General features: G+C 43.8%; 13 protein-coding genes and 5 tRNA genes. 14 read left to right on the top strand and 4 right to left on the bottom strand.

What is annotated here, in order from left to right; all coding sequences use genetic code 11:
- Nucleotides 1–14: 14 nt before the first annotated feature.
- Entirely contained in the window at nt 15–1,112 is a 1,098-nt protein-coding gene (locus Q1J64_RS08225; protein ID WP_483315961.1) for a nitric oxide synthase oxygenase, read from the bottom strand.
- A gap of 90 nt (nt 1,113–1,202) precedes the next feature.
- Nucleotides 1,203–2,642, bottom strand: coding sequence for a 4-hydroxyphenylacetate 3-monooxygenase, oxygenase component (gene hpaB, locus Q1J64_RS08220; protein ID WP_301108583.1), 1,440 nt, complete (start codon nt 2,640–2,642; stop codon nt 1,203–1,205).
- A gap of 156 nt (nt 2,643–2,798) precedes the next feature.
- Here hpaB and Q1J64_RS08215 point away from each other — a divergent pair, with 156 nt between their 5' ends.
- The 5 genes from Q1J64_RS08215 (at nt 2,799) to salA (ending at nt 6,064) form a co-directional block, all read left to right on the top strand.
- The gene (locus Q1J64_RS08215; protein ID WP_301108582.1) at nt 2,799–3,392 is read left to right on the top strand and encodes a hypothetical protein; all 594 of its coding nucleotides are present in this window, start codon (nt 2,799–2,801) and stop codon (nt 3,390–3,392) included.
- A 91-nt stretch (nt 3,393–3,483) separates the two neighbouring features.
- Entirely contained in the window at nt 3,484–3,780 is a 297-nt protein-coding gene (locus Q1J64_RS08210) for a rhodanese-like domain-containing protein (protein ID WP_301108608.1), read from the top strand.
- Between the two features lie 159 nt (nt 3,781–3,939).
- Nucleotides 3,940–4,104 carry a hypothetical protein gene (locus tag Q1J64_RS08205; protein WP_301108581.1) on the top strand — a complete coding sequence of 55 codons (165 nt, stop codon included), beginning with the start codon at nt 3,940–3,942 and terminating at the stop codon, nt 4,102–4,104.
- Nucleotides 4,105–4,216: 112 nt separating this feature from the next.
- Nucleotides 4,217–4,930 (top strand): N-acetylmuramoyl-L-alanine amidase, encoded by a 714-nt coding sequence (locus Q1J64_RS08200; protein ID WP_301108580.1) that lies wholly within the window; start codon nt 4,217–4,219, stop codon nt 4,928–4,930.
- Between the two features lie 75 nt (nt 4,931–5,005).
- Nucleotides 5,006–6,064 (top strand): iron-sulfur carrier protein/transcriptional regulator SalA, encoded by a 1,059-nt coding sequence (gene salA / locus Q1J64_RS08195; RefSeq protein ID WP_301108579.1) that lies wholly within the window; start codon nt 5,006–5,008, stop codon nt 6,062–6,064.
- A gap of 26 nt (nt 6,065–6,090) precedes the next feature.
- Here salA and gerD read toward each other — a convergent pair whose 3' ends face one another.
- Nucleotides 6,091–6,687, bottom strand: a complete 597-nt coding sequence (gene gerD, locus Q1J64_RS08190; protein ID WP_301108578.1) for a spore germination lipoprotein GerD — start codon at nt 6,685–6,687, stop codon at nt 6,091–6,093.
- Nucleotides 6,688–6,825: 138 nt separating this feature from the next.
- On the opposite strand from gerD, the gene Q1J64_RS08185 reads away from it, so the two are divergent.
- A complete protein-coding gene (locus tag Q1J64_RS08185; protein ID WP_301108577.1) occupies nt 6,826–7,512 on the top strand; it encodes a KinB-signaling pathway activation protein in 687 nt (228 codons plus the stop codon).
- A gap of 30 nt (nt 7,513–7,542) precedes the next feature.
- Here Q1J64_RS08185 and Q1J64_RS08180 read toward each other — a convergent pair whose 3' ends face one another.
- Nucleotides 7,543–8,208 (bottom strand): polysaccharide deacetylase family protein, encoded by a 666-nt coding sequence (locus Q1J64_RS08180; RefSeq protein ID WP_301108576.1) that lies wholly within the window; start codon nt 8,206–8,208, stop codon nt 7,543–7,545.
- Nucleotides 8,209–8,573: 365 nt separating this feature from the next.
- On the opposite strand from Q1J64_RS08180, the gene Q1J64_RS08175 reads away from it, so the two are divergent.
- The 8 genes from Q1J64_RS08175 (at nt 8,574) to sigW (ending at nt 13,291) form a co-directional block, all read left to right on the top strand.
- A tRNA-Asn gene (locus tag Q1J64_RS08175) sits at nt 8,574–8,648 on the top strand.
- A 9-nt stretch (nt 8,649–8,657) separates the two neighbouring features.
- Nucleotides 8,658–8,733, top strand: a tRNA-Thr gene (locus Q1J64_RS08170).
- Nucleotides 8,734–8,751: 18 nt separating this feature from the next.
- Nucleotides 8,752–8,826 (top strand) — tRNA-Glu (locus tag Q1J64_RS08165).
- 274 nt (nt 8,827–9,100) lie between these two features.
- Nucleotides 9,101–9,185: transfer RNA gene (locus tag Q1J64_RS08160), tRNA-Tyr, on the top strand.
- A gap of 46 nt (nt 9,186–9,231) precedes the next feature.
- A tRNA-Gln gene (locus tag Q1J64_RS08155) sits at nt 9,232–9,306 on the top strand.
- A gap of 211 nt (nt 9,307–9,517) precedes the next feature.
- Nucleotides 9,518–11,623, top strand: a complete 2,106-nt coding sequence (locus tag Q1J64_RS08150; RefSeq protein ID WP_301108575.1) for a sensor domain-containing protein — start codon at nt 9,518–9,520, stop codon at nt 11,621–11,623.
- 18 nt (nt 11,624–11,641) lie between these two features.
- Complete coding sequence (gene rocF / locus Q1J64_RS08145) at nt 11,642–12,547, top strand: arginase (protein WP_301108574.1); 906 nt, start codon at nt 11,642–11,644, stop codon at nt 12,545–12,547.
- A gap of 180 nt (nt 12,548–12,727) precedes the next feature.
- Nucleotides 12,728–13,291 carry an RNA polymerase sigma factor SigW gene (gene sigW, locus Q1J64_RS08140; protein ID WP_301108573.1) on the top strand — a complete coding sequence of 188 codons (564 nt, stop codon included), beginning with the start codon at nt 12,728–12,730 and terminating at the stop codon, nt 13,289–13,291.
- Nucleotides 13,292–13,295: the final 4 nt, after the last annotated feature.

Here is a 13,295-nt window from a genome sequence, read left to right as displayed (position 1 = left end):
GCGGGTTCATTGGTTTATTCGGGATCTTTCTGAGTAAAGAAGTTGGGTGTAACGATATCGTTTTTATAAGGCTTATGATAGATATGAGTAGCAGCCGGAGACAGCGGTGGAATAAGCCATGTCCAGTTGCCTGTGACTTGGCGGCCACACTCGCGCTCTTTTTTCTCGAAAACTTTAAATTGCTTTGCAGCGGTGTGATGATCGACTAGCGTGACGCCTGCTTCCTGATAAGAATGTAAGACTGCAATATTTAGTTCAACCAGTGCTTTATCGATCCATAGCGACCTGCTGGACTTCGTATTCAGTCCCATCAGCTTTGCGACGGACGGTAACATATTATAGCGGTCAGGATCTGCGAGATTGCGTGCCCCGATTTCTGTGCCCATATACCAGCCGTTAAAGGGCGCCATCGGATATTCGATCCCGCCAATATCAAGAAGCATATTGGAGATGATTGGAACTGCATACCATTTCATTTCGAGATCCGCGATATCTTTCAGTTCAGGGTGAATGATCGGAACTTCCTTGATCAATTCTTTTGGCACGTCAAATAGCTTTGGCAGCTTTCCGTCTTCCTGGATAACAAGAGGCAGTACATCAAATGCAGACCTTTCGCCTTTCCAGCCTAGACGTTCGCACATTTTCGTTAATTCAATGGAAGTAGAATCGCCGATGACAGAGGAGTCTTGTTCATAGCCCGCATACCGAATCAATTGGTGATTCCAGAGACGCAAAGGATCTACACCGTGCTTTCTTGGAGCAAAGACCGTAATCGTCGAACGGATGTCGCCTTCATTCGTAGCATAGCGGATATGATGCGCCAGCTTATCAAAGGCTTCTTCAACAGTGGTAACTTGCCGTTCATCAAATACTTCAAGCGATTCCCACAGCAGTCGTCCAATACAACGGTTACTGTTGCGCCAAGCCATTTTCGCCCCGTGTTTTACTTCAAATTCTTTATGTGTATAGGTCCCGCTCTGCATAATTTCTTCTTCAATTTCTTTAACACGCATTATCTGTTCTTCGTAAGACAGTTCCAGTTCCACGTAACAGCTATAGATAAATTTTGCTGCTTCATGAAAAAGCTCATTGCGATTTGCAGACAGCACCATATTCATCAACTCCATACCTCGAGTCTAGCACGGAGATATCGAATGAATGCGGAAGGATTTTGCCAAATTGCTGACTTTTCATTAGAGGCATTACGAATCCAGCAAATGACTTAGCAAACTCATTCCATCCTTTTTAGAGTAAGCCCTATAAAGCTGACTGGCCAGACGAATGGGATCACCAAAAAAGTACCGTTCGTACTGGGTCTGGCGCGAACCGAATGAACTCATCGTCAGATCCCAGGCGATACGGAAAATCTTCACACGCTCTTCTGCTGTTTTCGTGGCGCCTTGCAAGTATTTTGCGAGATCCGGCTCAATAGCGGATTGGAAGTCATTTTCTGTAGGCAGTGCCACCATGCCGCTTGCGCCGATCAGCTGAATGATTTCGCTGAAACGCGGGAAAATCTTCGGTGAAAGATTGCTGGCGACCTGCAAAGGAGTGAGACTTGGGCGCATGAATCCCCATTGATCAAGCGAAGCGTCCTGTACAGACTTATCCAGCAGTGCTTTCAATGTTTCGAGACCGATGATAATTTCAGATAGCTTCCCCTGTATATGCTGATACTCTGCGACATTGATTGTTTCTACAAGCTGTTCGGCTAATCCAAGCATAAATTCCGCTTTGACAACCTGTCTCGTAATCACTTGATGAATCGCAAATGGATGAAAGGAACTGATCGAAAAAAAATCTGCTGCCACTTCGGAGTTTTCATAAAAGAATACGCACTCCCACGGAACGACTACATTATCGAATACCACAATCGAGTCCATCTCTTCAAATCGGGAACTGAGCGGGTAAGTAAAACCCGACTCTCCGCCGACAAAGGATTCACGGCAAATGAAACGCAATCCCTTCGTGTCTGAAGGAATCGAGAAAGCAAAGGCTTCATCAGGATCTCCCAGAAACATGGGTGCGGAAAAGACGAGTACTTCATCTGTTAGGCCGCCTTGTGTAGCAAGTAATCTGGCGCCTTTAATGACAAGTCCCTCAGCAGTTTTGCCGACAATCTTGGCGGAAATCGGTTCGTCTGTCATTTCAAAATAACTTTGGGAGCGATTGACCTGCGGCGTAATGAATGTATGAGTAAAGGATAAATCCCTGTCCCTTGCGCGTTCGTAAAGCGCTTGAATATGTTCTGGAAAACACTTCTCTTTACCGTGTAAGTAAGCGGAAGAACATGCAAAACTCATAATTACTGAATTGAGATAGTCAGGACTTCTTCCGAGTAGGCCGCAAGATACACGCGCCCACTGTGTCATCATCTGCTGGCGGCTACGCAAATCCTCTTTCGTTTTAGGCTGTAAGTAAGACAGACCCACGCGTTCTTTGGTGGTCGGTGATTCGTATGTCATGGTTGATAAATTAGAAGGAAGAATCTGCAAATCATAAAGAGCCGCCTTCGTTTTAAGAAGTCCTTTGAACGCTTGATGTTGAGAAATTGGTCCCTCTATCCGTTGACCATCCAGCCAAATTTCTGTTTTCAGCTGATCAATCCTCTGAATGAATTCTTCTCCTGTAATAGCTCCCATAGAATTCCCCCTGATAGTTATATGTTTCTATAGGATATTCAGTTATTGCTGCATATGACAAAGTTCTGGGAAATGTTTTGGGTTCCTGTACTCTGTAAACAAATTTGTTACAATTGACGGATAAAGAATTTCTACTAATTGAATGAGGTGACCTGAATGAAAGTTGCTAACGAAGATTTGTTGCTCGATTATATAGCGGCCTGCACAAACATCTATGGTGTGACGCCGTTCGAAAAAGCGATAGAAATCTATAACCTTTATACAGAGGACGGAATTTCATTGGAGAGGATGGTTTCCTTTGTCAATGAACAATCTGTAAAGGAAAAGCTGGAGGAACGATTTGTTCATGTCTATGCGGATGCGTTTGTTGCGGAAGTGCTCCACGTATTCAATGAAAAGGAAGCACTGGAAGAAGTGACAGACGGAAAACCGTATTATGTGCCGGAGAAAGAAGAATTGCTGTCCTATACGGATCAGTTTTATTTCGAGAGGACACCGCAGCAGGAACGTCTGATAGAAATGATGAAGGAAGAACTTGATGCTTCTGTTGATATCGAAGAAGAAGTAGAAGAACTCGTACAGGATTTGCAGATGAGCGGTGGGGAATTTACGAAAGAGCTTTCGGAATTCCTTGGCCGTCTTGGTCTGCCTGTTGAAAAAGCCGAGCGCTATATTCCGACGGTCATAGAGGTTGCCAACACCACAAGACTGTGGGAAAACCGTGGGCATACGCCAAGTGAATTGGTGTAGCAAAGTATCGGTTCGTTTCAATAGACAATCATTCAACAGGCGGGATAGAATGAAGATATATTAGATATTTTGGAGGGTACAACTCATGGCTTTGAAAGAATTGACAGCAAAAGAAGTTCAAGAGCAATTAGAAAGCGGCAAGGAACTGCATCTGATCGATGTACGGGAGGACGATGAAGTGGCAGCAGGAATGATCCCAGGGGCAACGCATATTGCACTTGGTAATCTACCTATTGAAATGCACGATCTAGATCAGGACACACCGTACATTCTCGTATGCCGTTCAGGCGGCCGAAGCGGAAGAGCACAGGAAATAATGGCGGATGAAGGCTTTGACGTGACGAACATGACAGGCGGCATGCTTGCTTGGGAAGGTAAAACAGAATAAAAAAGAAGTGTCAGAGAGAGAATGTTCTCCTTCTGACGCTTTTTTTATGGCGTCTATGCTGCAGATGGCTAATTGCTTAAAACGAATACTCGTTCTATACTGGAGCGATATAAAAAACTTGAATAGTACTCTTCAGATGTCAAAATATACTGCAGGATTTTGAATCCGTTCTCCGGTTCCGGAACTTCCGCTTTAGTCGAGGCACATTATGGAGTAGGGCTCGGAATTGAGCTATCCAGCGAGTACGCTCAGCTGTCTGTCAAACGCTGTGAAGACGCTGGTATGAAGGCTGATCTCTTTTACAGCGATGAAGCAAAAGAATAATATGTGAATAAAGCCACAGGAGCGGATCGATGCTCTTGTGGCTTTATTTGATCGCGCCTATTCATAACGTAAAAGGTCCAAGCGTATAGTGAAAGAAAAAGGCGGTGTATGGATGAAGAAATGGCTTGCGGCAGGTTTGCTGTTGTTTTTTTCATTGGGCGGGCTATGGTATGGCGTAAAGGCATCGGATCGGGGATTTTTTACGCCGGCTGAATTGGGTGGGGTGAGTGTTCTGATTGATCCTGGACATGGAGGAGAGGATGGAGGAGCGTCAGCGGAAGATGTCATAGAAAAAGACATCACACTGAGTATTTCCCACGAAGTAAGGAAATTACTTGAAAGAAAAGGTGCGACTGTCAAAATGACACGTGAAAAGGAAGGGGACGCAATTGCTGAACACGCACCGTCTGAAACATTTAATTCAACTAGAAACCGAAAATTTGCAGATCTTAAATTACGTGAAAGTATGGCGGTTGAGTTGGAACCTGATATGTTCATTAGTGTACATGTAAATGCAATTCCGGAAGAACGTTGGCGCGGTTCGCAAGTGTTTTACCATCCAGATGGCAATCCGGCGGGCAAACAGCTGGCGACATCTATTCAGGGTGAATTACGGGATCAGTTGAAGAATACGGACCGTGAAGCCATGAAAATTACAGGCGTCTATTTGCTGAAGAAAGTACCTGTTCCTGCTGTTTTAGTGGAAACTGGATTTTTATCAAATCCGGAAGAAAGAAAGTTATTATCAGATCCGGCATACCAGAAAAAGGTAGCAGCTGCAATTGTTGATGGCATTGTAAAATATGAGCATGCAGAAGAACAGTGAGCAAATGAGAGTTTAGACAATAGGGAATATGATATACTGAGGGGGAGTGAATGAATTTAGTTAGGAGTGTTGAATGTGATTAATGAACAACAAGTCCGTGAATTGATTGGCGCATTGGAAGATCCGTTTTTACATAAAACACTGGCAGAAACAAATGGTATTGTTGGCGTAACCATCAAGCCTGAAAAGCAACACGTCAGTGTCAAAGTAGCAATTGCGAAAGTGAATACCGGTGAGCAATTAGCGCTTCAATCGAAAGTAGTGGACGTTTTGAAAGAGGCAGGAGCAGACTCTGTTGGAATTCGTTTTGAAGAGCTGCCCAAAGAAGTGCTTGAGCAATTTCGCGGGACGGTAACAGAGGCTGAGCCACAGGATATTTTATCTCCTTTATCTAATATCGAATTTATCTCCATTGCCTCTGGAAAAGGCGGAGTTGGTAAATCTACTGTATCTGTAAACTTAGCAGTAGCTTTGGCAAGACGCGGCAAAAAAGTCGGCTTGATCGATGCTGACATTTACGGTTTCAGTGTGCCTGATATGATGGGGATTACGGCTATGCCGGAAGTGAGAGAAGACCGCATTATGCCGGTTGAGCGCTTTGGCGTCAAAGTAATTTCCATGGGCTTCTTCGTAGAGGACAACGCACCAGTTGTGTGGCGCGGACCTATGCTGGGTAAAGTACTGGATCAATTCTTCCGCGATGTTGAATGGGGCGAGCTGGATTATCTATTGCTGGACTTGCCACCAGGAACGGGTGATGTGGCACTAGATATCCACCAAATGATTCCAGCGTCAAAAGAAATCGTTGTAACAACACCGCACCCGACTGCAGCATTCGTAGCAGCGCGTGCAGGAGCAATGGCTTTACAGACGGATCATGAATTGCTCGGCGTAATCGAGAATATGTCGTGGTTCGAATCAAAATCATCCGGCGAAAAAGAGTACGTCTTTGGACAAGGCGGCGGTACGCGTCTGTCTGAAGAACTTCGCACGGAGCTTTTGGGACAGATTCCACTGGGTCAGCCAGACTGGAATGAAACAGAATTTGCGCCATCTGTCTATGCAGAGGATCATCCAATCGGGAAGATCTACTTGCAGGTAGCCGATACGGTAATTGGAAAAAGCACTAAATAAATAATTGACGGCAGGCGCTGAGGAATTTATTTTCCTCCGCCTGTTTTTTCCTCACCGCCGCTTGATTCATCTTTATCGTCCTTGTTTGCCTCTTCCGTCCCTTTGCCCGCTTTCATAATGAGCTGCTGCCATTTCGCCTGCATTAGAGGACTATTAATCGTATCTTCCACCGCTTTCTCCATCTCTTTTTTTAATGTGCTGGAATTAACAACCTTTTCCATTTGCTTCATCATATCAGGCTGGCCGAAAAACTTTTCCATTTCTTTTTGAAATGACGCATCGCCCATTAAATCTTTCATAATATCGGCTTGCTGTTTTTTCATACTTTTGGCTATAGATTCCGTAAACTTTGGATCCTCAAACGCAGTTTTCCAAAACTTTTCGCCCTCTTTGGAAAGCAGTACGTTTTCGATACTTTGTTTTACTTCAGGCTGTTCCAGCACGAGTAACTCTCGGAATTCTGGATCTGTCATTAACTTACGCAGCGCTTTTTTTCCTTCTTCCGTCTGGATCGCATCTGTCATCATCTTTTTCATTTCGTCATAGCTTGGACCTGCCTGCTGTCCTCCGCTGCAACCCGCCAGGAATACAAGGAATAGGAGAAGACCTAAAATTTTTTTCATTCCAATCAACCTTCCGCTTGTATTTTCATTTATTGTTCACAATATCAGCAGGAATATGCATGATTCGTTCAATGAAATAGATTTTTTGGAGAATCGTTGATACACTGTTAGGGACATGAAAAAAAGGGGAACAGTGTTGTGACAATACGAAATTGGGTTAAATTTTTCTTGCGCGCTATGGCAATCGGCGGTGGGATTACAGCCATTGTCGGCTTAATCGTACGTTGGAACTTCTTTTTTGGATATATACAGGCAGGCGAAATATGGCAGTTTACCGGTGCTTTCTTATGGATGATCTTTTTAGGTTTCACCATGAGTGTTGTGGCACAAATGGGCTTTTTTGCGTATCTGACTGTTCACCAATTTGGCGTGAATATGTTCCGTACGTTAACATTATGGAACTGGGTACAGATGCTGATTATCGCAGTTGTACTGTTTGATCTGGTTGTCTTCCGTTTTAAATTATCTGAAGCAAGTTCAGGACAGACATTCTTGTACATCTTCCTGCTCATCTCATTGGTTGTTGTATCTGCTGTAACCGCCTATTTCAAAGCACAGTGGACTAAGAAACACGCACTTATTTCCGCGCTGTTCTTTATGATCGTCATCACGACGCTCGAATGGCTGCCGGCTCTGATGGTCCAATCCGGAAACAGAGATGAATGGGTCGCTATTCTTCTATTCCCGTTACTTGCAGTAAATGCTTTTCAATTGCTAGTTTTACCGAAATATAACAGGCAATCAGATATAGATAAAGCAGAGCTGGATAAGCGACGCAGTGAACGAAAGAAAGTAAAACAACAAAAACCGGCCAAAGCCAAATGAAAACCGACGGGAGTCATCTCCCATCGGTTTTTATTTTGGCAGTTTTTTAGTTTTAACAGTAGACTGAAACAATAAATCTTCTACCGATTGAAACGGGCGGCTGGCTAATAAACGCTCGATATCTTTCAGGCGTACACGTTCTTCGCGATGATGAGGCACAGCGATAATCTCACCTGCAGTCTTTTTGGGCAGATTTCCACCAGTCCATTGTACAGTTGAACCGAGTGCATTAATTTCTGCTTCATTCACAGACTGAAGTAATGATTGCGGAAAGACTTCATCAGCAGTACGAAACCAAAGCGGACGGACTTCAAAGGCCTCTTCGAACTGGTTGAGATGCTGTTTGAACAAAGAAGGATTTTCTTCATATTTCTCGCCCACTTGTCCGAGTAATGCAACAGGAATAGAACGCTTCTTCATTTTTTCGACAATATGGGGGAAACGCAAAGCCCAGTCACTGTCTATAAAGAGCAGAGGATAAGGCTGTGACAGCTGGTCCACCAGTTCTTCAATTTCCTGCTCACCAAAAGAAATATCTATTGTTGCGGTTGAACCTTGAATACCTCTTACGATAACTGTAGGATGTTCCGCAAGGCGAAAAACTGCTGTTAAAGAAGAAGGCTGTGCAGTGATTTTAGGCAGATACAAAATGAATAGCAGACTAAGAATAGAAATTAGGATGATTTTCTTCAGCATACCGATCTCCTTATGACAGTAGAGTATCAATCACGCCTCGGTGTGATTGCGTCTGAATTTTGATTCGTTCCGGCACTAACTCCTGCAGAATCCATGACATCCGCCGGAGGCTTATCTGGATTCAGCGGCCGTTTGAATACCCGCTGTAAAGAAAAAATAACTTGAATACATACCTCCATTTATAAAAGTGGGAGGGATTTGCTGAATTCAGATAAAATACTATATGAAAAAGTCTTGACGCATATGCCCAGTCCGCTATATAATAAAAAAGGTTCGAGGCATTATATAAAAAAAGGTTGCACGTCTTTAATAAACGTGATACAATGATTTTTGTCGTTAGAGATAGCAATTAACAATTTAACTATTCCGCAGTAGCTCAGTGGTAGAGCAATCGGCTGTTAACCGATCGGTCGTAAGTTCGAATCTTACCTGCGGAGCCATTTTTTTATGCTTCCATAGCTCAGCAGGTAGAGTGCTTCCATGGTAAGGAAGAGGTCGCCGGTTCGAGCCCGGCTGGAAGCTCCATGAGAACGTTTTTATTTTGGCCCCTTGGTCAAGCGGTTAAGACACCGCCCTTTCACGGCGGTATCACGGGTTCGAATCCCGTAGGGGTCACCAACTTTTTTTAACTCCAAGGAAGCAACGTACTAAAGTACGTGACTGACTTAAAGGATCTTCGATTAAGAACGCCACGTCCTGTGGCAACATCGAAGTCAGCACATCCTGTGCAAGCGACGCAGTAATGCGAAGCTCATCGCAAATCCCGTTAAAATTGGGAGGAGCGAGCAGAACAAGGAAGCAATTGAGAGAATGAAGGAGCGTACCTAAGTACGTGACTGATTGAGCGAGTGCAGCTGACGCAGTAATGCGAAGCTCATCGCAATTTTAACACGGTGGGGTAGCGAAGTGGCTAAACGCGGCGGACTGTAAATCCGCTCCCTCCGGGTTCGGCGGTTCGAATCCGTCCCCCACCACCATGTTTGTTTTACTTATTACCTTTTTAACCATAACCAAGCATCACGTTGGGGTATAGCCAAGCGGTAAGGCAACGGACTTTGACTCCGTCACTCGTTGGTTCGAATCCAGCTACCCCAGCCATTTTACCTTCTAAAAAGGTACTTATAACAATTGAAAAGAAATGTGTCAAATCCTTATTATTTCACAATAATGAAGGGTTTTTTTGTTGTTTTATTTGCATAAGCATCTAGAAGAGAACGATTAATCGTGTATAATAATTAATATTACGTATAGGTATTTTCTCTTGTAGGTTGATAAGAAAATATATAAACATAGGGATTGTGATATAGATATGCAACATTTTATAGAAGGTGTGAAAAGATTTGCTGACTCAGATAGTGAATTAGATTTACAAAAAGTCCTTGGGGATATAGCTTACACTTTAGAACAGGCAGCAATCGTTTCTATTACTGATCCCCAAGGTACGATCCGATATGCAAATGAACATTTTGAAAAGCTTTCTCAGTATTCTTCGGAAGATTTGATTGGCGCTAATCAACGGATCGTCAATTCGGGTTATCATGACTCTTCCTTTTTTAAAGACATGTGGGCTACGATCGGAAGCGGGAAAACTTGGCGCGGCGATATACGAAACCGGAAACAAGACGGTTCATTTTATTGGGTAGATACAACTATTGTTCCGTTCTTAAATGAAAAAGGTAAACCATATCAGTATATATCTATTCGATACGATATTACGGCTAGGAAGTTAATGGAAGAAGAAATACGTAAAAGTGCAGAACTGTATGAAATTATTACGGCAAACGCATCTGACTTCATTGCGGTTATTGATCGCGATGGGAAATTCAAATACGTATCTCCTTCATTTGGGACGTTACTGGGATATTCTTTGGACAGTCTGTATGCGGATTCATTATTCTCTCTCATTTATAAGAAAGACCGTCAGAAAGTCGAGAGAAAAGTGTCGCAGTTTCGTGGGTATAACAAGCATACGATCAGTTTAGAGTATTCATTGCTAGACGTGAAGGGCGGTATCCATATAATGGAGGCCAAGCTGAACGAAGTGCAGGGTTCGGTAGATTACGAGGATCAGCTGCTGATTGTTATGCGAGATGTAACCGAACGAGTGAAGTCCGAAGAAAAGATTCGTTATTTGGTTTACAATGATCAGCTTACTTCACTGATGAACCGCAACTCTTTTCGCGAGCAATTGGCTTTGGCGTTTGAGCGGGCGCGTACTCGTAATCAAGTTTTTGCGTTGGTGCACATCAATATTGACCGTTTGCGCTATGCCAACGATTTATTGGGACATGAAGCAGGGGATTACTTGCTGGCGATGGTTGGCGAGCGCCTGAAGAAAAAAACGGGTCCTGAAAGTTTGCTGGCGCGAACTGCGGGAGATGAATTTGCGTTCATCGTGACTGGCTTTACAGAAGAAACTGATATCTACAATTACGCGGAAGATATTCGTTTGTATTTGGAACAGCCGATTCAAGTCGGCCAGCAGTCTTACTCGCTGTCCATCAGCTGCGGTATTTCTATGTACCCTGAGCATGCGAATCAGCCATCTGAAATGGTCACCAAAGCTACTTTAGCTCTTGGAAAAGTGAAGCTTCGCGGCGGTGGTGACAGTGAGATGTATCAGCATGGAACTTCTAAAATGTCGTTAGAGCGAATATTATTGGAAAATGAATTACGGAAAAGTGTTCAGCACCAGCATTTTTATTTGGAGTATCAGCCTAAAGTGATTTTAGGTACAGGTGAACTCACAGGAGTGGAAGCTCTTGTTCGATGGAACCACCCGGATCTTGGAATTATACCGCCAATGAAGTTTATCCCCCTTGCAGAAGAAACCAAAATCATTGTTCCGCTTGGCGAGTGGATTTTGCGGGAAGTTTGCAAACGGGCAGCAGAAGAGCTTGCGGAGAATTCTTTTTGCAAGTTTGCGGTTAACGTTTCGACCATTCAAATGAAAGAAGACGGATTTGTGGATTCGGTGTTTCAGATCATGGAGGAATATGGTGTGCCTGCTAACATGTTGGAGCTGGAACTGACGGAAAGTTCTTTCATGGATATGGAAGGAATGAAAGACTCCATCCAAAAGCTGCGGGGAGCTGGTATTACTGTTGCAATCGATGACTTTGGAACAGGTTACAGCACGTTCAGTTATATTAAAGAGCTACCTGCAGATACATTGAAAATTGATATGGCGTTTGTGCGCGATATTTTAGAGAATGAAAACAGCCAGGCAATTGTTAAGGCGATTGTCACCCTTGCAGATACAGCGGGTTTAAACGTTGTAGCAGAAGGTATCGAGTTACAAGAACAGTCAGATATGCTGTACCGTTTAGGATGCAGAGAAGGGCAAGGTTATTATTTTGGACGGCCGACTACGTTAGTGGAAGCGAAGGGGACGCGGGAGAGTCAAAAAAGGTAGCAAAAGGGGGAATAGCTAATGCTGAAGCTGGATATTTCGATGATCGGTGTACCGGTGGATTTCGGTCAGAGCCGCAGGGGAGTGGATATGGGACCTAGTGCAATTCGGTATGCGGGTGCAGCAGAACGTCTGAGGGAACTTGGTCACCAGGTAACAGATGAAGGTAATATTGCTATTTCTGCGATACAGGAAAATCATTGTGAAGATTCGGGTCTAAAGAACTTAAAAGAAGTCACAGCAGCAACAGAAGAGCTGGCAGCCGCTATTTCAAACATCGTAAAAGATAAGAAGTTTCCTTTAGTTCTTGGCGGAGATCACAGTATTGCAATTGGTACGCTAGCCGGTTTGGCAGCACACTATGAACGGTTAGGCGTCATTTGGTATGACGCGCATGCAGACATGAACACTAGTGAAACATCTCCATCGGGCAATATTCACGGGATGCCGCTAGCCGTCAGTATGGGGCTTGGCCACGAAGATTTGATCAATGTACATCATGATGGAGCGAAAGTTGATCCGCAAAACATTGTCATTATTGGGGCGCGGGCATTAGATCCGGGTGAGCGAAAGTTGATCAAAGAAAAAGGCGTAAAAGTCTTCACTATGCATGAGGTCGATCGCTATGGTATGTCCGCCGTTATACAGAAAACGCTCGACTATTTAGCATCACGTCAAGTAGATGGTGTCCATCTTTCATTGGATTTAGATGGGCTTGATCCTCTTTATACTCCTGGAGTCGGGACGCCGGTGCCAGGTGGCATCACCTATCGGGAAAGTCATTTGGCGATGGAGCTGCTTGAAGATTCCGGCGTAATCACATCTGCTGAATTTGTCGAAGTGAATCCAATACTCGACACATACAATAAAACCGCAGATGTAGCAGTGGGACTGATGGGTTCATTATTCGGTGAAAAGTTATTGTAATTACATAAGTGATTGAAGCCAATTGGTTTCAGTCATTTTTTTGTGGAGATTTTCCTATCACCAACTGTCCGAAAAATGATATTGTAGTAGTGGACATAAAAAAGTGAAGAAAAAATGAAACCAAATGAAGTCTGTAACGTATACAAAGGGACAGCCGCATAGAGCGGAGGGTGAAGCCTATTGGATGAATTGATTACAAAGCGTGTCAAAGAAGTGCTGGATGGCAACCAAGAAGCTTTTGAAGAGATTGTCATTCATTTTCAGCATCGGCTGTATCAAGTATGTTATCGTATGCTGAATAACGCAGCGGAAGCAGAGGATATTGCACAGGAAGCATTTGTACGTGCGTATGTGAATTTGGAGACGTACGATCAAAAACGGAAATTTTCGACCTGGCTCTATCGAATAGCGACCAATCTGTGTATTGACCGTATTCGCAAGAAGAAGCCGGATTATCATTTAGATGCGGAAGTGCCGGGTACACAAGGGTTAGATATGTATTCGCAGATCGCAGCAGATCAGCGGCTTCCGGAAGAAGAAGTAGAAAAGATGCAAATGCAAGAACGTATCCAGTATGAAGTGAACAGGCTGCCCGATAAATACCGAACAATTATTATTTTGCGATATATGGAAGACCTACAGTTGCAGGAAATCGCTGATATCTTAGAAATGCCTTTAGGAACTGTCAAGACACGGGTACACCGAGGGCGAGAAGCGCTTCGGCAACAAATGGGGAGTATGTAGGAGG

Origin of the sequence: Sporosarcina sp. (assembly GCF_029257255.1) — a bacterium.
GTDB lineage: Bacteria > Bacillota > Bacilli > Bacillales_A > Planococcaceae > Sporosarcina.
The sequence above is the reverse complement of the archived record's forward strand: the minus strand, read 5'-3'. Positions and strand labels throughout refer to the sequence as shown.